At 48.1% G+C, this 22,399-nt stretch carries 23 protein-coding genes; 2 read left to right on the top strand and 21 right to left on the bottom strand.

All coding sequences use genetic code 11. The annotated features are described in order from the left end of the window. Positions 1-442 precede the first annotated feature (442 nt). From I8J30_RS14730 to I8J30_RS14705, 6 genes are all read right to left on the bottom strand, one after another. Complete coding sequence (locus I8J30_RS14730; RefSeq protein WP_210658866.1) at positions 443-1,390, bottom strand: hypothetical protein; 948 nt, start codon at positions 1,388-1,390, stop codon at positions 443-445. Between the two features lie 9 nt (positions 1,391-1,399). Beyond that, positions 1,400-1,588 carry a hypothetical protein gene (locus tag I8J30_RS14725; RefSeq protein WP_210658864.1) on the bottom strand — a complete coding sequence of 63 codons (189 nt, stop codon included), beginning with the start codon at positions 1,586-1,588 and terminating at the stop codon, positions 1,400-1,402. An 11-nt stretch (positions 1,589-1,599) separates the two neighbouring features. Continuing rightward, entirely contained in the window at positions 1,600-2,478 is an 879-nt protein-coding gene (locus tag I8J30_RS14720) for an HAD family hydrolase (RefSeq protein ID WP_210658862.1), read from the bottom strand. Positions 2,479-2,518: 40 nt separating this feature from the next. Beyond that, entirely contained in the window at positions 2,519-3,190 is a 672-nt protein-coding gene (locus I8J30_RS14715) for a 3'-5' exonuclease (protein ID WP_210658860.1), read from the bottom strand. 206 nt (positions 3,191-3,396) lie between these two features. Beyond that, positions 3,397-3,567 carry an aspartyl-phosphate phosphatase Spo0E family protein gene (locus I8J30_RS34225; RefSeq protein WP_177245767.1) on the bottom strand — a complete coding sequence of 57 codons (171 nt, stop codon included), beginning with the start codon at positions 3,565-3,567 and terminating at the stop codon, positions 3,397-3,399. Between the two features lie 207 nt (positions 3,568-3,774). Continuing rightward, positions 3,775-4,521 (bottom strand): phytanoyl-CoA dioxygenase family protein, encoded by a 747-nt coding sequence (locus I8J30_RS14705; RefSeq protein ID WP_210658858.1) that lies wholly within the window; start codon positions 4,519-4,521, stop codon positions 3,775-3,777. A 314-nt stretch (positions 4,522-4,835) separates the two neighbouring features. Here I8J30_RS14705 and I8J30_RS14700 point away from each other — a divergent pair, with 314 nt between their 5' ends. Then, positions 4,836-6,227, top strand: a complete 1,392-nt coding sequence (locus I8J30_RS14700; RefSeq protein ID WP_210658856.1) for a mandelate racemase/muconate lactonizing enzyme family protein — start codon at positions 4,836-4,838, stop codon at positions 6,225-6,227. 58 nt (positions 6,228-6,285) lie between these two features. Here I8J30_RS14700 and I8J30_RS14695 read toward each other — a convergent pair whose 3' ends face one another. From I8J30_RS14695 to I8J30_RS14680, 4 genes are read right to left on the bottom strand one after another with little or no spacing between them, the layout of a single operon-like run. Beyond that, on the bottom strand, positions 6,286-7,248 hold the full coding sequence (locus I8J30_RS14695; protein ID WP_210658855.1) for a mannonate dehydratase: 963 nt from the start codon (positions 7,246-7,248) through the stop codon (positions 6,286-6,288). 38 nt (positions 7,249-7,286) lie between these two features. Further along, positions 7,287-8,633 carry an ABC transporter substrate-binding protein gene (locus tag I8J30_RS14690; protein ID WP_210658853.1) on the bottom strand — a complete coding sequence of 449 codons (1,347 nt, stop codon included), beginning with the start codon at positions 8,631-8,633 and terminating at the stop codon, positions 7,287-7,289. A 36-nt stretch (positions 8,634-8,669) separates the two neighbouring features. Further along, positions 8,670-9,500, bottom strand: a complete 831-nt coding sequence (locus I8J30_RS14685; protein ID WP_210658851.1) for a carbohydrate ABC transporter permease — start codon at positions 9,498-9,500, stop codon at positions 8,670-8,672. Beyond that, positions 9,497-10,456 carry a carbohydrate ABC transporter permease gene (locus tag I8J30_RS14680; protein WP_210658849.1) on the bottom strand — a complete coding sequence of 320 codons (960 nt, stop codon included), beginning with the start codon at positions 10,454-10,456 and terminating at the stop codon, positions 9,497-9,499. Before I8J30_RS14680 ends, I8J30_RS14685 begins: the two co-directional genes overlap by 4 nt. A 265-nt stretch (positions 10,457-10,721) precedes the next feature. Here I8J30_RS14680 and I8J30_RS14675 point away from each other — a divergent pair, with 265 nt between their 5' ends. Next, complete coding sequence (locus tag I8J30_RS14675) at positions 10,722-11,627, top strand: RraA family protein (RefSeq protein ID WP_210658847.1); 906 nt, start codon at positions 10,722-10,724, stop codon at positions 11,625-11,627. A gap of 66 nt (positions 11,628-11,693) precedes the next feature. Here the strand turns inward: I8J30_RS14675 and I8J30_RS14670 are convergent, their stop codons facing one another. The 11 genes from I8J30_RS14670 to I8J30_RS14620 form a co-directional block, all read right to left on the bottom strand. After that, on the bottom strand, positions 11,694-12,866 hold the full coding sequence (locus I8J30_RS14670) for a helix-turn-helix domain-containing protein (RefSeq protein ID WP_210658846.1): 1,173 nt from the start codon (positions 12,864-12,866) through the stop codon (positions 11,694-11,696). A gap of 54 nt (positions 12,867-12,920) precedes the next feature. Beyond that, entirely contained in the window at positions 12,921-13,577 is a 657-nt protein-coding gene (locus tag I8J30_RS34015) for a GntR family transcriptional regulator (RefSeq protein WP_338044866.1), read from the bottom strand. Positions 13,578-13,806: 229 nt separating this feature from the next. Next, the gene (locus I8J30_RS14660; protein WP_210658844.1) at positions 13,807-14,205 is read right to left on the bottom strand and encodes a VOC family protein; all 399 of its coding nucleotides are present in this window, start codon (positions 14,203-14,205) and stop codon (positions 13,807-13,809) included. A 113-nt stretch (positions 14,206-14,318) separates the two neighbouring features. Continuing rightward, positions 14,319-14,636 carry a Rieske 2Fe-2S domain-containing protein gene (locus I8J30_RS14655; RefSeq protein ID WP_210658841.1) on the bottom strand — a complete coding sequence of 106 codons (318 nt, stop codon included), beginning with the start codon at positions 14,634-14,636 and terminating at the stop codon, positions 14,319-14,321. Beyond that, a complete protein-coding gene (locus I8J30_RS14650) occupies positions 14,636-15,727 on the bottom strand; it encodes a fatty acid desaturase family protein (protein WP_210658839.1) in 1,092 nt (363 codons plus the stop codon). The genes I8J30_RS14655 and I8J30_RS14650 overlap by 1 nt, the downstream gene beginning before the upstream one ends. 65 nt (positions 15,728-15,792) lie before the next feature. Then, positions 15,793-16,818 (bottom strand): LacI family DNA-binding transcriptional regulator, encoded by a 1,026-nt coding sequence (locus I8J30_RS14645; RefSeq protein WP_210658837.1) that lies wholly within the window; start codon positions 16,816-16,818, stop codon positions 15,793-15,795. A gap of 74 nt (positions 16,819-16,892) precedes the next feature. Continuing rightward, complete coding sequence (locus tag I8J30_RS14640; protein ID WP_091217457.1) at positions 16,893-17,795, bottom strand: sugar phosphate isomerase/epimerase family protein; 903 nt, start codon at positions 17,793-17,795, stop codon at positions 16,893-16,895. A gap of 30 nt (positions 17,796-17,825) precedes the next feature. Then, complete coding sequence (locus I8J30_RS14635; protein WP_210658834.1) at positions 17,826-18,920, bottom strand: Gfo/Idh/MocA family protein; 1,095 nt, start codon at positions 18,918-18,920, stop codon at positions 17,826-17,828. A 25-nt stretch (positions 18,921-18,945) separates the two neighbouring features. Next, positions 18,946-19,935, bottom strand: coding sequence for an aldose 1-epimerase (locus I8J30_RS14630; protein ID WP_210658832.1), 990 nt, complete (start codon positions 19,933-19,935; stop codon positions 18,946-18,948). 194 nt (positions 19,936-20,129) lie between these two features. Further along, positions 20,130-21,122 (bottom strand): phosphotransferase enzyme family protein, encoded by a 993-nt coding sequence (locus I8J30_RS14625; protein WP_210658829.1) that lies wholly within the window; start codon positions 21,120-21,122, stop codon positions 20,130-20,132. Between the two features lie 336 nt (positions 21,123-21,458). Next, positions 21,459-22,370, bottom strand: coding sequence for a phytanoyl-CoA dioxygenase family protein (locus I8J30_RS14620; RefSeq protein ID WP_210658828.1), 912 nt, complete (start codon positions 22,368-22,370; stop codon positions 21,459-21,461). Between the last annotated feature and the right edge of the window lie 29 nt (positions 22,371-22,399).

Here is a 22,399-nt window from a genome sequence, read left to right as displayed (position 1 = left end):
AATCTAGTTGCTCACTCTTTAATTGCTTGCTCTTTCTAGTTGATCACCTTTCCGTCTGACCGTTCATAATGCGACGTTACTCGTTTGTACAGCTGATTTCTCACCTATTCACGTTCCCGCCGCCTTCCCATGCGCCTCTCGAAATTCTAACGAATCCAGGAAGCCTTATTTGGCCCAAATGGGGGCATTTCAAATTCTAACGAATCCTACAGGTCTTATTCAGCCAATTTTCCATGCCCAACTGCCTTTTTTGGCTAAATAGCGTCTCTACGATTCGTTAGAATTTCCGAGTGGCCCTTTTCTTCGAAATAAGGCTTGTACGATTCGTTAGAATTTTCAGATGCCACATTTGCCAATCCTGCAGCCGGCTCGTTCGCTCATTTCAACATAAAGAAAAGATGGCCCCCTCATCTTAAAAGGAGCCATCTTCTCTAACAAGCCATCATTCGCTCGCCGTTTCTTCAATCCAGCTTTCACGCTTCGTAACCAGCCCGGCGCGTACGGCTTCGGCTTTGGAATACTCCGACTCGAGCTGTTTGACTACTTGGCGAACGTTATGAAGGGCACTCAAGGTTTGTTCCTGCGAATCTTTGATACGACCTTGGACAATCCAATCCGCAATCAGGCCGTCAAACCAATAGTCGGCCATCTTCAGCGTTCCGCTAATATCTATGACGATGTTGATCGTGCGGTTCAGATCATCCAACTCATCACGGAAATTGAGTAATTGATGATTGGCTTGATGGATAAATCCTTTGGCGTCATCAACATGGCCGTGCTTGATATGGGTGCTGATTACTCCGCCGCCGCCCCATAAATCCCAGCTGCCCCAATTTTCCGCTTTATCCAAACTTTCAGAGGCATCCTCCAGCGAAGCCATTACCCGTTTACCAGCCGTAACGGCTTCTTTAATTTCTTTCACGAAGAGGGTCTGTTCTGCAATTTGCTCTTCCATCTTTCTCAGCTCATCAGAGCCGAAGCTTCCGCTTCGCAGCGCCGCTTCTTTCGCTTTCATCAGTTCCTGATACTCATATTCTGCATTACCGAATGCCGCAAGTGCATCACCGATTCGCTTCAGTTCTTCCTGCGTATCGGCTAAACGCTGCTTCTCTTCTTGCAGCTTAAGTGCGGCTTGCAGCGCTTGCTGCCGTTCCATTTCAAGCTGCTCATCCTTGCTGCGAAGGATCGTATGAAAAATATTAGTCAATGTCAAACCCGTCAAACGATCAACGTCCGCTTGCTCCGATTCAAGCTGCACTTCATATTGGATAATGAGACGTTCCTGCGAATGGAGTCTCTTCGTCAGCTCTTCTCTCTTGCGCTGCGACTTATGAAGATGGTACATCCGTTCCTTCGCCTCAAGCAATTGGCGATTCAAGTCTTCTGACATGGGATCTCCTCACTTCATCGTTTTTTCTTTGAATTGACGAATGGCTTCCTCAAGGAGCTCGACGTCTTCTTTCCCTAATCGAATCGTTACATATTCTGCCGACAGGCCTCCATCATTGACCTCCAGCAGCAAACTATCATCCTCTGTATCTAATCTTGCACATACTAAATCATGATCCATTAACGTCATCCAAGCCATATTTTCTCCTCCTAGCCCTGGTCATTGTCCTTCTCCTCAAGAAACTTCTCCAGGAACGTAGCCACTCCGTTGTTATCGTTACTTTCAATTACCCTAGTAGCCATTTCTCTTAATATTGGGTGCCCATTGGCCACGGCGTATTTCTCTTCCGCCAATTCAAACATCGAAACATCGTTCAATTGATCACCGAAACAAACGAGTCTATCTGCACCGACTGCTTGCTTAACGATTTCGATCCCTGTTCTCTTCGTCGCCTTCGCATTCGTCAATTCCAGCCAATAATAGTTCGAATAAATATCCTCTGAATAATGGCATTCAAGCCCCTGCATTTCTCTTCCAAAATAGTCATGCATGGCATCCAACTCTTCTTTGGCGGCAATAACATTAATCGAGATGATATCTTCATGCGCCACCATCGCGAAATCACTCACTCGCGTGAAACGTTGATCACCACTCGCTACTCGACCGCCGATATAATCTTCCTCGCCTCTGTTCGTGATGCCTTTGTAATAAACTTTGTTCTCGCCCTGCGTATTAACCGCGTAGACAATTGGAGATAGATGATTCTTCTCATACTTGGCAACAATGTGCGCAGCAATGTCATTGGCAAGGTAATTCGATACGATATTTACTCGCCTTACAGGATCGTAGATAAACACGCCATTAAAGAGAACAATCGGAAGCGTTAGTTGCAATGGAGCAATGATTTTCTCAGCAGAGTCGATCGACCTGGCAGTTGCAATTGAGAAATGATGTCCTGCCGCAATCAGACGATTCACGACGGAGATCGTGTAGTCGCTTAAGGTCTGATTCGAGTTGAGCAACGTTCCATCTAAGTCGGACATGAATAAGTTCAGTACCTTCAACTCCAATCTTCCAATCGGCAGCATCGCCATTGATTTCCCATACGTTCAATCATCGCCGGAAGTTTCAACCCTGCTTGCTCAAATACATCTGTGGAATGATGAACCGCCGCACTTTCAAACCTTCCGTCAGGTCAAAATCAGCTAGTTGTTTCGTACGATACTCAGCTAAAATACGCATCAGAATGCGGCTAATCAACACACAATCACCTGCAGCATCATGACGTTTAATATCGGTATCCTCAATCCCATAATAGTCGATCAAATAATCCGTTGAGAACACCTCATCCAGTTCCGGATGAATGGCAGCAAACAATGCTTTCGTATCGATAACGGGTCTCTCCACATAAGGAACATCATGCAAGTGGCAATGCTTCTTCAGCATGGGGAGATCATACTCATATCCGGCCTGGGTAACGAGCACAGCATCCCCGCAGAATTCAATAAAGCGTCGGTAAACCTCCGAATAAGATGGCGCGTCCACCAAGCTCTCATTCGAAATGCCGGTTAGCTGTTGAACGGCTTCCGGAATGGGCGTAGTAGAATTCACCAAGGATGTGAATGTATCCAGTACCCGACCATTTTGATATAAAATAGCGCCGAACTGCGTAATCGATTCATGCTCTGCGAGAATACCTGTGCCTTCTAAATCAAAAATACAATAGAGCCGATCAACTAGGTTGTCCACTCGAATGCCATCAGCCAAATACACATCATTCGAAAGAAAGGTAATGTTCATAGGCCGCTCCCCTGCGACGATCCAGCGTTAGTATTCAAAATCGTCAACGAATACTTCCATCCTATCCTGTAAAATAATAACAGCATTAGTTTACCATTATTAATTCAACCCTGGCTAGAACTCGCCTGCCAACGAACAAAAAACCCAATCCACAACCGTCAATTGCTCGGTATAGATCGGGTTGTATTCATCCGAACGGATGATTATTATTTGCGTTTATCTCGTTTTCGCTGCAGCTTCTGATAAACAAAGATGTACCTGTCCAGCTGCTGACTAACATAGACGACTCTCTCATCCGTGAGACTCCCGTGCTTACATGCCCGGTCATTCATTTCAAAACGTAATGATTCAATTTTCTCTTGCAAAAAAGATTCCATTGTACCATTCTCCGTTCTATGATTTAGTATGGGCATTGCAATGGCATCGGTTATATCTCTATCCTAACAAGGAATTTTTAGGAATATATTAGAAGTATATTAGATTTGAACATTTATTTTAGCTATTTCATCGATTTACAACCAAAATAAAGCCGCCCTTAAGAAGGGCGGCTTTATTTATAAACTAAATTATTCTATCCGCAAGAATTAAAATTTCGTCAACCAATCGTCCGAACCTACCGGACATCTATCATAATGTTTAAGTCCTTGACTTTGAAGCTGCGGATTGCCGGTTGCATTATAACAAGAGACGAACGTACGGCGATGGTAATCCGACAGGTTCGGAGCGGAAGAATGAAGAAGATTACTGTGAAAGAACAGCGCTGAACCCGGGGCCATCTCACAATGAACCAGCTCAAACATGGACTGTAAATGCCGGATTCGGTTCACATCGGCACCGGTTTGCCCGCCTACTTTTCCGTGTTCCAGTCGGCCGAGCAAATGTGAGCCGCGGAGTACCTGCAAGCAGCCATTCTCTTTGGTCGCCGCATCAAGCGCAATAAATACGCTGATCATATTCGGATAAATAAATCCTTGATCGTACCAATAGCCGTAATCTTGATGCCACTCCCAAGCCCCGCCTGAACGAGCCTCCTTCAGCATAACTTTGCCATGAAAGAAAGCCGCGTCCTCGCCCAGCAAAGAACTTACATTATTCACCAACCTCGGACAGGTAGAAACGGCTGACCACATGTCCGGACCTAGCTCAAACCATATCGCAAGTTTGGCTTTCAACCCCGAACGGTCATCGTTGCTATACGTAGACCCCGCTACTCGTTCTCCGCCTTCAATTTCTCGAATCATGAGATCAATTTCCTCGCGATCAAACAAATTGTTCACCAGTACATAGCCGTCTCTATGATATTGAGCCAACTCTTCTTGCGTCATAATCATGCCTAAGCCTCCTAATTGCTGGTTGCTTTCTCGATTTTCGAAGCTATTAAAGTGTGCACCATTAAACTCTTTTCCTATTATCATTTATTTATATTCATATAGGCTAACAATTAATGCCTTCATACTAAACTATGCTCCCCGCTGAATGAGGATATGGGAAACGCCATATGTAATGTGTAACCTGCAACGTAGAAATAGCTTGGTTTTCTCCAAAGAAATCAAACGAAATCATAATTTTACAGTATCGCGACCGACCCCTGTCATTCACTAAGATTAAGTTGCATTACTATTCCTATTTAATTGGGGTGAATGAGTTGACGAATAAGCCAAACACCTATGATGAAACGCTTGCTCATGTATCTGCATATTCAAATCCGACTGAGCTTCGCATCACGGATATCCGTTTTACCGACATTGTTGGCGGGCCGTTCCATAGCAGCTTGATAAAAGTGTATACCAATCAAGGTCTGGTTGGTTTCGGAGAAGTGCGCGACGGAGCTGACAAGGTCTACGCTCAGATGGCCAAGGGCAGACTGCTGGGCGAAAATCCATGCAATATCGACAAGCTGTTCCGCCGGATCAAGCAGTTCGGTGGTCATTCCCGTCAAGGCGGCGGCGTTAGCGGACTTGAAATCGCGCTTTGGGATCTGGCAGGCAAAGCGTATGGCGTGCCGATCTATCAAATGCTTGGCGGTAAGTTTCGAGATAAGATTCGGATGTATTGCGATACGGACGTCAGTGGCAAAAATACGGGAACCGCGATGGGACATGCACTAAAGAAACGGATGGATGAGGGCTTTACCTTCCTTAAGATGGACCTGGGCATCGGGCAGCTCATGGATCAACCCGGTACGCTGAGTGCTCCTCTCGGTTTTATTGATGAAATGATAGACAAGTCCAGAAGACGTTACAAGCTCCAAGCTGCCGGTCTGACAGCGGAAGAAGTTTGCGACATTCGAAATCGTCACTATGATATACATAATATCGCGCATCCTTTCACCGGCATTCATGTAACGGACAAAGGCCTGGATGTGCTGGAGCAGTACGTGGCTGACGTACGAGCGGTAATCGGCTGCGAAGTCCCGCTCGCGATTGATCATTTCGGTCATATCGGTCTCGAGGATTGCATTAAACTAGGCAACCGTGTGGAGAAATTCAATCTGGCCTGGATGGAAGATATGATTCCTTGGCAGTATACGGAGCAGTATGCGAGATTGGCACGCGCGGTGACAACGCCAATCTGTACCGGCGAAGATATTTATTTGAAGGAAAATTTCAAGCCTCTTCTCGAAGCAGGCGGCGTCTCGGTCATCCATCCTGACGTCCTCACAACAGGCGGCATTCTGGAAACCAAGAAGATTGGCGATATGGCGCAGGATTACGGCGTTGCTATGGCGATTCATATGGCGGAAAGTCCAATTGCCTGCTTGGCAGCCGCTCATGTTGCCGCAGCAACCGAGAACTTCCTCGCACTTGAATATCACTCCTGCGAAGTGGATTGGTGGGATGATATCGTAATCGGCAGCAAGCTTCCGAAGAAGCTGGTGCAAAATGGGTTTATAACGCTCACCGATGCACCGGGGCTAGGAATAGATGATTTGAATGATGAGGTGCTTAAACAGCATCTGCATCCTGAGATTCCAGGACTGTGGGAATCGACGGATCAGTGGAATAAATACTATTCCAATGACCGGCTGTGGAGCTAATCCGAATGAAAATACAGTCCGCCGATCATGTACATGACCGGCGGACTGTATTTTTGTGTTACCCTGCCGAAGCCGCTTCCATTAACCCATTAATATAACCGATCCCATAAAGTCTGCCGAGCAGCTCATAGCCCGGATTCTCATTCGTTTCACCGGCCATGGTCGGTACATGGTCAGGTCTTGCAGGTCCGGTAAAACCAACCTCGTAATAGGTCTTCATGGCTTCGAGCATGTTGGTCTTGCCATTATCATGAAACGTTTCTTCAAATTTCTCCGGTGTACCGTTCACATCGCGGAAATGGACGAAGAATAGCTTATTTTGCTCGGCAAATTGGCGGATCACGCTCGGAATATCCTCCCCTGCCGTGGCCAACGTCCCTTGGCACAGCGTGATGCCATTGTATGCGCTCGGAACCAGATCGATCGCACGCTGCAGCGCTGCCGCACTGCGAAGAATGCGAGAGACGCCGCGAATCGGAGTTATCGGCGGATCATCCGGATGAAGCGCCAGTTTTACTTTGGCCTCCTCCGCAACAGGAACAATGCGTTCCATGAAGTAGTGGAGATTCTCCCAAAGCTGCTCTTCCGTCACTATTCCCGCATCCGTAAGCGGAGCGTCCTTCATCAGGCTATGGTCATAGCTCGAAACGAGCGCCCCTCCTCGTGCCTTGGTCGTAGTAGAGGTGCGGAACCAGTTAAACTGCGCCATGAAATTGTAGCAAAGTACCGGAATGCCGGCTGCACCCATGTTGAGAATGAATTTCTGGAAAGTCTCGATTTCTTCGTCGCGTCCCTGCGTACCGAGCTTGATATGATTGCTCGGAGGCATGGATTCAATGACTTGCAGAGATAGACCGTGATCGGCATACCGCTGCTTCATCCGAATAAGCGGCATGAGGTCCCAAGCCTTATCGGTTTTCTCTTCCCAAGGAAGGCCTCCAACCGCATAGTTCACGTTCATTTGCTTCGCGAGCTCCCACAGCTGCGAGGGCTGCGATGAGAAAAATTCAGCTAGTTTCATAGGCGTATTCTCCTCTATTTCGGAATCCAGGTCCGAGATTATGATTTCGAAGCGGCTTTGGCCGCTAGATCCATACCCATTTTGTTGATCTTGTCATAAGCATCTTCAATGGATTGCTGACCGTACGAGACGGCCTCCATTTCCTTCTTATACGTATCTACCCACTCCGAGAAGCCTGCGGCAGCCGAATAGAACGGCAATGCTTTCTCAACCGAAAGGTCATAGATTTCTTTGCCCAGCTTGTCCTTCTGCTCCAGTGTCGGCTCAAGGACCTTGTAAATCTCCGGGTTAATTGGAATCCCGCGTGTCAGTCCCAGTGCATTGCCGGCCTCTTTGTCCGAAATGAACCATTGTACGAATTTCTTGGCTTCATCCTTATGCTTGGAATTCGCACTGACGCTCAGGAAGATCGTAGATTGTGCCCAGCCGCCTCCCGAAGGACCGATCGGCATGTTGACGACGCCTACTTTACCCGGCATCAGCTGCTCCAGCGCGCTTACAGAACCGGTCGTCGCGCCGCGCGTCATGAGCACGCCGGATGCCATCGGATCAGCCTGCGGATCATTTTCCAGGAAAGCGGCTGCTTGTTCCGCCGGCGGTACGATTTTGGTTTTACGGAATTCTTCGTACGTCTTGTAGTAAGTCATAAACAAGTCTTTATCGAGCGTAAACTTCTTCCCCTCATCGGCCATGACCGGATCTTTGCCCATGGAGGTTTGATAGAAATTAAATGAATCCCACGTTCCCGAATCCCCGATCGGATATTTGCCCTCCGGCAGCTTCGCCCGGGCATCCCTGGCCCATTGGAAAAACTCATCGTACGTCCAGTTCTGCTTCGGCAGAGCGATCCCGTATTTCGTGAGCTCCTCTTTGTTGAATGCAATTCCCGCTGCATTCTGACTAAGAGGGATTCCGTACAATTTCCCATCGATTTTCAAATTATCAACGACCTTCGGATCCACGATGCCGCTTAAATCGATATCGGACAAATCCTCCAGCTGTCCTCTTGCTACATACTCTTGCAGGAACGCGGCATCCATTTGCAGAACATCCGTAATCGATTTGGAAGCTGCAAGCGTAGGAAGCTTCTGCCAGTAGGCATCCCACGCCATGAATTCCGGCTTAAACGTCACGCCGGCATGCTGCTTGGTATAAATCGCCAGCGCGTTCTTCGTTGCTTCATGACGCGCATCCGGCCCCCACCACATAATGCTCAACTGGGTCGCCTCGTTGTTATCCTTCGTAGATTCATTATTTGTTCCTGTCTCGGTCCCAGCCGCGTTGTCGCCGTTCGAGTTGCCGTTGCCGCCCCCGCTGCTGCATGCTGCTACCGTAAGTGTCAGAGCCAAACTCAATAACAGTAAACTAGCTGATCTTTTTCCCATAATTCCAATCTCCTCTCATGGTTTCCTAGTGATGGACTACCCCTTCAAACCGGTCGTGGAAATGCCTTCCACAAAGTACTTCTGGGCAAACAGAAAGATGATCACAGATGGCATGATAGACAGGAAGGACATGGCCAGCAATTGTCCCCACTGGATGTCAAATTGGTCGATAAACATCCGAAGCGCCAGACCGACTGTAAACTTGTCGATGGAGCTGATATACAGTACCTGCGCAAAGAAATCATCCCAGCTCCAGATGAAGGTGAAGATCGCGACTGTCACGAGTGCGGGCTTGATTAGCGGCAGAATAATGCGGAAGAAGATGCCGTACACCGAGCTGCCGTCTATCTTGGCCGCTTCGTCCAAATCGCGCGGGATGCCGCGAATAAATTGAACAAGCAGGAAGATGAAGAAGGCTCCGCCTCCGAAGAAGTGCGGCAGTACAAGCGGAATATAGCTGTCCACCCAGCCCAGTTTATTGAAGAGAATATATTGCGGCACCACGGTAACCTGGCCGGGCAGCATCATGGTAAGCAGCAGAATCGAGAACCAGAAGCCGCGAAGCTTGAATTGGAGTCTTCCGAAGCCATAGGCTACCAGTGCTGCGGTAAGCACGCCACCCGTTACGTTGCCAAGCTCCATGAGCAGCGTGTTGCCGAAGAAGTGGGCGAAGCTGTAGTCGGCAGAGAAATGCCAGCCCTTGCTGTAATTTTCCCACATGGGAATGGGAGGCCAAATCGTGGGCAATCGCAGCTCTTCCGCTTTCTTCAAGGAAGCGCCGATCCACCAGATAACCGGATAAAGCATCAACAGCGAGAATACGGAGAGAAACAGATGATTGGAGAGCTTGAACCGAATCGTAGTCATTTGGCCTTCCCTCCGTCCGACTCGTAAAATACCCAATAACGTGAAGCAAAGAAATTGAGTGCGGTCAATACCGCGACGATGACCAGCAGAATCCATGCCAGTGCGGAAGCATAGCCCATTTGGTAATGTTTAAAAGCCTTCTCGTACAGGAATAGCGCGTACATATAAGTCGAATTGATCGGACCGCCTTTGGTGATGATGAACGCCGAGGTAAAGGTTTGAAAGGATCCGATGACTCCAAGCACGAGGTTAAAGAACATGACCGGTGAGAGCATCGGCAAGGTAATGCTGACAAATTTGCGGAATCGACCTGCGCCGTCTACCGATGCGGACTCGTAGAGCTCCTGGGGAATTTGCTTGAGTCCTGCCAAAAAAATGACCATCGTTGAACCGAATTGCCACGTGTTAAGCAGAATCAATGTTCCAAGCGAGGTGTCGGGATTCGTAATCCAGCCTAAGCCTTGAATACCGAACCAGGACAGCACTTGATTGACGTAGCCCTCCAAGCCGAACATATTGCGCCAAAGCGCAGCTACCGCAATGCTTCCGCCAATCAAGGAAGGAAAATAAATCGCCGTTCGGTAGAGATTCATTCCTCGAACGTTCTTACTCAGCGCCATCGCAACCAGCAGCGAGAAAAACAGCTTTAGCGGGACCGAGATCAGAACGAACATAAACGTTACGCTTAACGATTTGGTGAAGGTATCGTCATGGTTGAAAATGTTGGCGTAATTGTCTGTTCCGGTCCAAACCGGGGCTTCCAATAAGGAATACTCCGTGAACGATAAGTAGAAGGATTGCGCGATCGGCCATAACGTAAGCAACAAAAATCCAATCAACCACGGGGCAATAAACAAATACCCGGCAACATTGGTTTCTTCCTTGGCTTTGCGCTTGCGTAAGGAAGCTGCTGTCGACTCCGTGCGTGGTGCTTGGGCTAACGTTTCAGTTGTCACCCCTGGATCTCCTCCTCATGAAAGGCTGTAATCTTTTTGTAAGCTAGAGCTCGTCTTTACTCTAATAGAAAACGGTTACATGAGAGAAGGTGACAATTTTACGAAATGGTTGGATTTATTTAAAACGATTGCGGGATAGGTGAAATTATTATGGGTTCCGGAGGAAAAGCCTTAAAAAACTCGCATCGACAATCGCCGAGTTGTCCCTAACAATAGACTTAAGATCGTTATTCATGCACTTAACCTAATGAAAGAGGTGCTCACAGTGAGATTCGATAATCCGGAAGATATTGTACAGCTCACCCCGCAATGGGAGGGGGAACGATTCCCGAACGGTCGTCCTAAAGTTTCTGAGGATGTATTGCGGCGCATGCGTAAAATTACGTTGGAGGAAGCTTGGGGTCCTCTGTGGAATCATGGATATACCTTTCAATTTGAAGGTGACTTCAAAATCGTTCATCCTGACAAAATCATGGTTGGCCGTGCAGTGACCGCCGTCATGGTTCCTAAGCGCCCCGATCTGCATGAAACGCTCTTAAAATACGGTCATGAACAGGAAGGCCGCAAGGGCTTCTTCAACCAGTGGGTCATCGATTCCCTTGTGGAGGACGATGTAGTCGTTGTCGACATGTTCGACAAAGTTCATCTCGGTACGTACGTTGGCGGTAATCTGAGTACAGCCATATCTACCCGCACGAAACGTGGAGGTGCGGTAATCTGGGGCGGCATTCGCGATAATCAGCAAATAGTCGAAATCGACAATATCAATGTTTATTATCGGGGGAGTGACCCGACCGCCATCGCCGATGTCACGATGGTTGGGATGAATGTGCCTACCCGCATCGGAAAGGCGATATGTCTCCCCGGCGATATCGTCCTGGGCACGCCTGCAGGTGTAATCTTCATTCCTCCGCACCTTGCCGAGCTTACGGTTGTACAGGCGGAGAAATCTCAGGTTCGCGATATCTTCGGCTTCGTCCGTCTCAAGGAAGGCGTCTACTCCACCGCTCAAATCGACGCGGCTTGGAATACATCGCTCTGGAGTGACTTTGTCGGCTGGTTTGATAATGATCCGGCAGCAGCCGAATACCGCCATCTGACTTGGGAAGCAGAGCTGGAGAACGCTGCAAAATCAGACAACGGCGATAATAATCATGAGGTGCGATTGTAGCCTTCTACGATAAAAAAGGACTCCGGGTAAGCGTTAGAAACGCTCTCCGGAGTCCTTCTTTATTGTCTAATTGGCGACAGTCTCTCGATACTCTGTCGGCGATAAGCCTACCTTCTTCTTGAAAATTTGACTAAAATAACGGGGATCTTGGTAACCAACCTGCTCAGCTACTTCATAATTCTTATAATGCGTGCTGACCAGCAGCTTCTTAGCCTTCTCGATCCGGATGTCCGTCAAATGCTCGATAAAGGTTTTGCCGGTGTTTAGCTTAAATAGCAAACTTAAATAGGTCGGTGTCATATATACCTTCTGCGCGACGCTTTGCAGCGATAACGCCTGGTATTCCTGCTCCATGTGATGAATGGTTTTCTTGATAATGCTGCGGTGGCTCTCCTTCTGATCATAGGATAGCACTTCTCTTACACCGGATAAAAAATGCGAGACATATTGTTTAATTTCCTGCAAGGTTTGCATCTTAGCGATGGGCATAATTTCCAATTTATTGTAAGCGCTGTCATAATTGGCTGCTGCAAGCAGCTTCTTCTCCGTTCCAATTAGTAAGCGAGCCGTCCATTCATACATAGCCTTTATATCTACCGGTCCATGCTCAAGCATGGAGTGATAGAACGCTTCAACCGCCTCCTCGATATCGGCATCGGAATCAGCAGTTTTCAATGCTTCATGTAGTTCTATCTCCTTGTCCGCGGGATAATCACGGCACTCCAAATACTCAGGAAGCTCACTGTAATAGAAGATATGGCCCACCCCACGATAAAACTTTTCTTGCAGGGCGAACGATGCTTGTTTATAGGATTGCTTAATATCATTTAACTGGCAGCAAGGGTTTCCTACGGCGATATTAATCTGCAGGTTGAACTTCCTGCTTAGCTTGGTTTGGATGGTTTCCAGCTCCGCCTTGGATACCCACGAGAATAATAAGCCAATTCGATTCTGATCATCCATAAACACGATAGTACCGGTTTGACTGGGTATTTGTTGCTGCAAATAATCCCGCATTTCCTCGAGCAGCACTTTCTCCTGCTCCTCCAATTTAGTCGAGCATGGCTCAAGCAGTGCTAAAGCAGGATACGTGAAATAGGGATTCAAATTCAACCGAGATAAGCTTTCTTTCAAATTCGTACTCTTCGGCTTGAAACCTAAGACAAGATCTTGAATAAATCGGTCTCTCATCCAAGTCAAAATGACATCATCCTTATACAGCAGCCCTTCGCTTAGCATGATCTCTCCCCTTTACGAACGGATGTTAACCAGGTATTTGCTCCATTCATGCTGCTACTCAAGATTAATCATCTTATAAGCTTGCATATGTTCTACAAAGGCCGCCGCTGCCGCATCCGGATCGCCTGAGCGTAACGCATCGATTAGCACAAGATGCCATTCGGCGAGTACCTCGGTTGTATGGTGACGATTGGATATCGCCATGAACCGCATCACCTTGGTGCGCATATGATTCCACAGCTCCAGAACAGCTTGATTATCGCAGCGTTTATAGAAGAAGGCATGGAAATCCATATCGAGCTCCAGAATGCGAATCATTTCCTGCTGCCGATTCGCAACTTCCATCTCGCCGATAATGCGATGCAGATAGTCATAGTCTTCTTCCGTTAGCATAGGCATGGACTGGCGGACGGCAAAACCTTCGATGATTTCGCGCAGCACGAATATATCTCTTATTTCCTTCGCCGTGATCGACGATACGACAGAGCCTTTGTTCGGAATGCCGGAGATGAGGCCTTCTTGCTTCAATCTTTCCAATGCTTCCCTTACAGGCGCTTGGCTGACTTGGAATTTACCCGCGATCTCCGTCACGATTAAACGAGCACCGGGCTGGAGAACGCCTTCGAGAATCGTCTTCTTCAAATCGGCATAGATATGTTCGCTTATCGAGTTGATGGGGTAATCCGCATGAGGGCTGCGTATGATATTCACTGCTCCTTTTCACATTATCGATTATCGATAATGTTGGATATAGCTCTATTATAGAGGCGCCTATCGGCAGACGACAATCGCTATTTTTGTCATATTTTGTAATACGTAATAGTGCTTAGAGTCTTATCTCCAATGGCCCATAACTTTCTTCAATTGCTGTCCCATAACAAGAAAAACCGCCTGCATCCAATTGGATGTAAGGCGGTACAATGAACTACATGCTCTTAACCTAGTCCGCTTTCTTACTAACAGCGCCGCCAAAGGAGATTCGATATCCATCGGCATCTTTTATCGTAAACTCGCTCCAATGCTCCGAGTAATTCGGGCCGTTCACGATTTCAACCCCTTGCGACCGACACTCCTCAACCCATAAATCGACTGCATCTGTGTAAGCAAAAGCATCAAAATATAATCCGCCTGCCACCGATGAGAACGGCCTAACATCCTCCGGATTAATGGCAGCATGCAAAATGAACGTAATATTTCCTCTGGCGACGTGCACATGTCCGCCTATTTCTTCATACGAGAATCCCAGTTTCTTATAGAAATCTGATGAAACTTGAATATCTCTAACTAATAGAACAATGGATGAACCGGAGATATTCGCGACTACCGCTTGCTCACTCATAGACACACCTCATTATTGGAATATTAAGTAAATACAGGTTTAAGGATACAATAAAAGGCACCAAACGAACAGGAATTTCTCCCTATCCATTCGGTGCCCTCATGGAAACATTATTAAATGAGGATAAACACTTTGTCGTCTTCTACTTTAACCTGGTACGACTGCAGATCCACACAAGCAGGAACACGTACAGCTGCGCCGGTCGTAATATCGAAGCGACCGTTATGCTTCGGGCATTCCACTTGTTTCCCCATGACAAGTCCCTCAGACAGATGGTATTTCCCATGCGTGCAGAAACCGTCAGTCGCATGGTAATCCCCTTTGTCTGAACGGTACACAGCGAAGGAACGATCATCCTGATCGAAGCGGATAACATCCTCTACTTCAATTTCCTCTGCATCGCAAACTTCTACCCATACCTGGTTTGACACTATGCTTCACTCCTTGTTTGAAAGTCCATATTCGGACCGTAGCGATAAGGAAGGGCCGTATCCGGCAACGGCTTAACGACGACATAAGAAGGATCGTCTTTCTGCTTGCGAAGCGCGCCGATAACTTCCTTCAGAGCTGCCCATAGGCTTGGACGGGCTTCCGGACAATCGGACTTCATAACTTCATGAAGCTTCGGCAAGGCGTGGAACGGAACCATTGGGAACATATGATGCTCCGTGTGGTAGTTCATGTTCCAATAAAGGAAACGGAAGACCCGATTCATATAGATTGTCCGCGTATTCAGGCGATGATCCAACACATCTTCATACAGACCCAAATGCTGTGTAATCCCGAACGTTAGAACGAGCAAACCACCGTAGAATGAAGGAAGAATGATGAACATTGCCGGTAAAATACTGCCCATGTAGATACATGCGGCAATAACGGCTAGGATAATGAGCATGTATACGCGTGCTTCACGGTACACTTTATGGTGCTCGGAAGCCGGAATATATTCCTTCTCTTGCTCATCCAGCTTGCCGAATGTATGCAGAATGAAGCTTTTGATTGCCAGCGGGCCGCCGTACAAGTGGAAAATTTGCATGTAGAGAATTTTCCATACCGGCGGTCTTGCCGTAATGATCTCCGGATCGCGGCCAACGATGATCGTATCCGTGTGGTGACGGGCATGACTCCAGCGCCAAGGTGTTGCCGAGCGCAGTACAAAGAACGAAGCGATGTGATAGACGACATCGTTCATCCATGGTGTCTTAAATGCTGTACCGTGTCCGCATTCATGCCACCGCGAATCCCCCGGCGTTGCGTACAGCAGTCCGTACAGGAAGAATGCCGGGACTGCCCACCATGTGCCCCAAGATTGATAGGCAAGGAAACCAAGGATAATAAGTCCGCCAAACCAGATCAGCGTATCGCGAATCGCCGGACCATCCTTCCTCTTCATCAGTTCTTTCATCTTGGCACGCGGTATCGGGGTTTGATGCCATTCTGCGGAAGCAAGACCTTTCTCATCCGCACGTTTACTTTCGACGCCTTTCAGACTGTAGTCTCTGCGTTGCACGACAATTGCCATTATGACCGCCTCCTTTAATTAATATATTCGTGCGCGGGCACGAAATTCTCCAAAAAAGAAAGCCTTTAAAGGCTTTCGGGAATATAAATATGTGTCTCTGTATAATGATGCTCGGACTCCGGCTGCTTACCGGCAAACACATGGTCGAACAGGATACGCAGCGACAAGTACCCTTGCCTTTCCGGATTCTGTACAATCGTGAAATCAATAATCCGCTCACGAAGGCCCAGAATAGCCGGCGAGATCAGATCGTTACAGACAACTCGAAGTTTGCCTTCTTGCTTATGATGCTTGATAACGTCCACGCACGCGCCGATATCGCCCGTAGCCATATAGATTCCGCCAAGATCGGGATTCGCATTCAGAGCGCAATCCAGCTGCAAATACGTATCCGCATAGCGGTCGAAGCCTTCAATGACTTGAAGCACTTCCAGCTTATTTCCATGCTCGGCAAGTCCTTGCTTGAAGCCTTCGACCCTCGACCGATGCGCATGGAATTTCAGGTTGCCCGTGACGACTAAGACTTTGGCATTCGCCTGCAGTACACGGTTCATCAAACCGGCTGCAACCATCCCGCTCTTGTGCAAATCCTGCCCCACAAAACAAATCCGTTTGCTGAGCTCCACATCCGAGTTGAAGGTGACGATCGGTACTGCCCGTTCCGCAGCATAATCAATGCTTGCACGAATCAATTCATCGTCCATGACGGAGAACATAATACCGCTTACGCCTGCTTCGACAAGCTCACGGATGGCAGCTGCGCCTTCCTCCGGACTCTTGTTGTCCACGAAGCGATATTCCAAACGGACGCCAAGATCCTTGAGCTCCTCCGCCGCAACGCCGATACCGTTACGAATCGCTTCAAAGAACTGAATTTCTTGCGGCGGCATCACAATGCCGAATACAAGTGGTTTCTTCTGATACGCTAACGCTTTAGCTGCAATATTAGGCACATAATTTAATTCGGCAACAATACTAAGAATCCGATCGCGCACTTCCGGTTTCACGCCGGGCCTGTCGTTAAGCACCCGGTCAACGGTTCCTCGCGATACCCCTGCCTGCTTGGCAATTTCTCTAATGGTTACGGTCATAATTCGCTCCTATTGCCCAGGTGTGCTCGGGCACCTATTATTATAGAGCGAATGATTTATTCTCACAAGAGCCTTTATACGCCAACTGCTTTGAGTTTATTATCAAGGAACGTTTTCGCACGCGGAATGTCCTCTTCTTCCAAATGCTCGATGATGATCGGAATGTTCGGGTGAAGCTTCGCCAAACGCTCCAGATACAAATCATAGTTCAAATTGCCAAGACCCGGAGCCGGAAGCTCAACTGCGCCTGCACCACGGAACGAGTGGGACTCGGATGCGTCAATATTTGCATGCTTCTCCAACGTATCCACGGCACGCATGCAATCTTTGGCGTGCGCGATTTTGACTTTGTCGCCAAGTGCATTGAAGATCTTGTTCAACGTTTCATCGATATGATCGATATTGTTGTCCGTGAAGTAGTTAGTCGGATCCATCAGTAGGCCAAGACCCGGGTGATTAACATCCGAAAGCAAACGCGATACTTGATCAACAGAGCCGATAACGTTATTGACATAGTTCTCAATCAAGAAAACAGAACCGTTATCGTAGGCAAACTTAGCAAGATCCTCGATCGTTGTCGCTACTTCCTCGTATGCTTCTTCAGTAGCGTTCTTCGGATCCCAAACCCAGTCGCTTTCCGTATTGAAAGTACCAGTTTCACTAACTACATACGGGCTGCCAAGGTCACGAGCAAATTCAAGAATTTTCTTCACGCCGTGGATGTTCTGTTTGCGTTTAACCGGATCCGGATGAATCAGGTTCGTATACCCGGAGATACAGACGATGGGCAGATTCGCATCGCGGAATGCGTCGCGAATCGTGCGGCATTTCTCCTTCGTCAAGGAATCAAAGGACAGATCCATATCTTTGAAAGCCAAGTCCAGCTGCACGCAAGAGAAACCGTCTTTCTTCATTCTTGCGATCGATTCCTGAAGCGAATAGGGGTAATAAGCGTTGAAAATACCGACTTGTAACATAGTGATGACCTCCGCGTTTTAGAGTTTGGGTTATATAAGCTCTGACAGCTTCACTGTTCTGCCTTCGGCAATGGACTTGTAGCAAGCGTCAACTGCGGCCATTGTCTTCAAATTATCGCGTCCGCCGATTTCCGGCTCGCTGTTGGTTTCAACGGCACGCAGCAGCTGCGCCATCGTTCCTTGAAAAGCATCCGGGAACCATACGGAGTCCCATTCCGGGCGAATCCATTCGTTTGGTTGCTGACGAGTCGTGAATGCCAGCGTACTTGGCGAATGTTCCGGATAACGCGGCCAACCGATCGTTCCTGCAGCCATGCCATCCAAGCCTTCGACGCGCCATTTGATGTAAATATCTTTCTCCGTGCCTTCGCCCGGCCAAGCCCATACATCATCCAAGCTAGTCGCCATCAGCTCATCTGCATATTGGAAGGTATATTGCGAAATACCATCGATATGAGAGAACTTCGTACGCGGATCTCTGCGCGTTACGGCTGTAATCTTCTCAGGGTCGCCGAACAGATAACGGAACGCATCAATATGATGGATTCCCATGTTGAGAATTTCGATTTGCTCATATTGCTCCAAGAAGCCCTGCCAATGCGGAATCGCACGCATCTCAATCGTTGCAAGCACAGGCTGTCCCAAGTATCCGCCTTCAAGGATCGCTTTAAGCGCACGGATAGATTGGTCATAGCGCATGTTGGAGTTTACGGCGATTTTAATCCCTGCTGCCTCGCACAGCTCAACGATTTGATGCGCCTCCTGCGAATTCATCGCAAGCGGCTTCTGGCACAGAATGCCCTTGATATGCGGCTGCTTGACCGCTTCGCGAACGACATCAAGCTGGCGATCCGGCGGCAATGCGATATCGAGAATTTCGATTTCCGGATCGCGCACGAGCTCTTCCCACGTACGGTGAACCTTAGGGATGTTGCGCAGCTCTGCCACAGCTTTCGCATTCTCGTACGTACGGGACGCAATCGCAACCGGATTAAATCCGGCATCACGGTAAGCGACCAGGTGGCAATCCCGCATAATAAAGCCGGATCCGATACATCCTATCCGATAATCCATCCGTTTCGGCATTTCAGGCCGAATGATGGTTTGAAAATCAAGCTGTTTCATCCCAGTGCCTCCTGTTTGAACTTGTTTAGGTATTCGATTCGATCCAAAGTGAAGTAGTTATCCTGCGCTCTTCTCCTGCTTTTATACCTTGTGCTCCGGTTAATTCATGCTCGTACGGAAGATTGAATGCATCTGTTACATAGGTGTAAGGCTCAATCGAGAACGCTTGATCCCAGCTCGGACGGAACAACAGCACGAATGGGAATTGCGCATCCAGTTGGTAGGCAATCGTATAACCCGCGTTCGGGAGAACAAGGCGATTAATGAAGTCCGACTCCGGATCAATCGTAAGCAGCGTGCATCCAAGCTCCGGATAGTCAGCCAGCGCGATGCCTTGTTGAATGGCTTCGCTCAGTTCGGTTATCGCCGGACGTCCCGTAACGAAAGATAAATTCGTTATCGGCCATTCTGCTTTGGCAGGAACCTGCAGAGTAAGGTTGGGGTCGCTTTCATAAGGCAGCGAGAAGTAAGGATGCAATCCATAAGCGAATGGGGCTTCACCAGAGCCTTCATTCTTAATGCAGCTATCCATACTCAGCTTGCCGTCAAGCAGCCGGTATGTAATGGTGAACGTTAAGGAATGAGGAAAATAATCCAGGATATCCGGGAGGTCCCCGTACCGCAGTTGGCTTATAACCCAAGCTCCCTGTTCGTCGGAGGCACCGCAATCAAGCACTTCCCATGCTCTGACGCTTAGTTCCCCATGCAAATGATAATCAGGCGGTTCATTAATTGGAAAATGGTACGTACGCTCCAGAAAGGAAAAGGTACCCTTGTTAATCCGGTTCGGCGGAGACAAGACAGGTGTTCCATACTTCGAGCTCGCGAACTTCTCGTTCTTCAATGTCGCTAAACTTATGGAAGTCTTGATGACTTCGCGTCCATCAGTCGTAAAGCTATACAGATTGTTGCCCACTTCCGGCAGCAGCTCTGCGATACTTCCGCTAAATGAATCAGACAACTTAATAACGGTTAAGCCATCTTGCTTGAGCGTTTCAACTGCGTATCTGCTCATGTTCTCCCTCCGATGGTCCGCGGGATCGCGTGTTTGTGTCCGGCACGTTGGGAACGGTTTCATCCTCAATGTGCTCGGGCACATTTGATTATATAACGAGTTTTCGATATGTACAACAACAATTTATTACCCTTCTCCTTCTGTATTTAAGCGAAAGAGAGGCTCAACGAATGAGCCTCCCCCTATTGTGTCGTTTATGAAAGCTTCGTGCCGAATAACGTCGATTTGCTGCGCATGCTTTGTTCAAATTTCGTTCGCAGGTGCTGCATCCACTCCGGCTCATGATCCCATTTCTCCGCAACGGACCGTAATAGACGCGCATAACTATACAAGTTCGCAAATCGTCTTAGCGCCGGAAATACCGCATCCGGATCCTCAGGTAAATCGAATGCAGTGCGATATCCCTCAAGAAAACAATGTTTCTTATGGTTATACAGCTCTTCCGAAATGCAGTCCTGCAAACTGTCCAGCGCTTGCTCGATGTCCATGGCATACCAATGATACATGGCATCGTCAAAATCAATCGCATAGCAGCGTTTCGCTTCGTGATCGTAGAACACGTTGTCGTATTCGAAATCATAATGGATCAGGCCGTAGTTTCGCGTATGGACAGGTAAATCAGCGAAATGCTCACGCAGCAATTGGACCTCCGACCTTGCTATTGCCGCATTCGCGTACTCCTTGATCTGATCGTCAATCCAATCCAGCACGTCGATGTATGACCATCTTCTTGGTGCTCCGGGCTCGGGTTCATACTTACTCGATAATCGATGCAATTCACCCAATGCATGGCCGTGGCTGAAGATAATCTCGTCCGCAAGGTCAGTCTGGTTAATCGCTGATCCCGGCACACGTACAAATGCGGAGGCATAATAGACGCCCCAAGGCGTTCGAATTTCTGCGAGTTCCTCGCCTCTGTTCGATTTCACGGCTACCAGCACGCCATACTCATTCTCGCGCAAATATTTGATGAATGCCAACTCGGCTTCAATATTCGATTTGTTCTTCTCCTGAACAGGAGCAAATCTTAATAGCTGCGTCCTGCCATCCTTTCGAAACGGATATATCGCATTCGAAGAAATGCGATAATACCGAAACATCTCCGTCGACTCCGGATCATAGCTCCAGTTCTTTACTATCATTTCAGCTAAATTTTCATTATGGAATAAATAGTTAAGCTTCAACATATTCGGTTGACCTCCGCGTCTTATATCGATTTTTGCGCGCAAAAAGACCGCAAGGCATATTGCCTGCGGCCTCATCATTCTGATCGCTAAGAATAGCTTGCATACGCAAACAACGCTATCCCGATACAGAAATAAAGTACAGAAACATCCTTCAACATGGCAGGCTTATTGCGTCTGCCCATCTATTCAGTTCATGTTCACCTTAATTGTAGTTGTTGTAGTCATCGCAGCCCGGCGTTTCATGCCGCTCACTCCCTTCGGTAACCAATATCTTCATCGTATATGAGATTCCGTTTGGAAGCAATTGCTAAATTCTCAGCCGATCTACCTCCCGACCTATAACTTGAGAGCACGTTTGATGCTGAGCTCAAGCGGCGAATACGTACTTCCGTCTATTCGATCGAAGTTCATCCGCTCTTTCAATGGAGTCGTTCGATTGCACAAGAAACGCGTTACCCCGCTGTGATTTTGCGAAGAGGTATGATAGAGAAAAGGATGGCATAAAAAGACGTCCCCTGGTGATGAAGTTGCCTCCAAGACGCGAAGTTTTGTTCCATGCACATCGGTGAACGTATTCGTCATAAATTTCTCAACACGATTCGCTCCGGCCAAGAAAGAATCATCTGCGCGTCCGGTCAACGCAGCCAGCCAAGGATGCCGCACATTACACTCTGCAATCGCTTCATGCGGATCCATCCCCTCCGGTTTTGCGGCTAAGTACCGGGCAACTACTTGATGTGAGCCCTCCGCGATCAATGTTCCCCCGCCATGAGGCCCGATTTCCGAGAAGATGCACAAACAAAGCAGGCCCTGATCCGGCGCATCAACGTAATGGCGAAAATGCGATCCATCCCAGTGCCAACCGGTTGCCGGGACACTCCATGATTCGTCTGCGCCTAGATTGAAATTGACCGGCCACCAGCCCCATCCCGGATAATTCCGATCCGTTTCTCCGTTCCAGGCAACCTTCTGACGCCAGCGGTCCGGTCCAATCAAGTCCTCGATGGCATCGCCAAGCCGTTCCGTATGGCATTGATCAAATGACAAGCTACGAAAGTTCTCTTTCATAAACATTAAAGGTGGTTTCCATGTTACTTTATCATTCCGATCGACTTCATAGCGTCTTAGCTGCTCCCATAGGAAGTCTTGGCATTCCAGCGCAAGCGTCCTCGGGAACGCCTCCTCAACCTTTACCCAGCCCAGCTCCATAAACTGCTCAATCTGCGAATCAGTCAGCACCTTGTTCATCTCTGTTCAAAGCCTCCCATTACTGATTT

This window comes from Paenibacillus lignilyticus, assembly GCF_017942085.1.
Taxonomy (GTDB): domain Bacteria; phylum Bacillota; class Bacilli; order Paenibacillales; family Paenibacillaceae; genus Paenibacillus_Z; species Paenibacillus_Z lignilyticus.
Note: the sequence above shows the minus strand (reverse complement) of the source record. Positions and strands in the feature narration are given on the sequence as shown.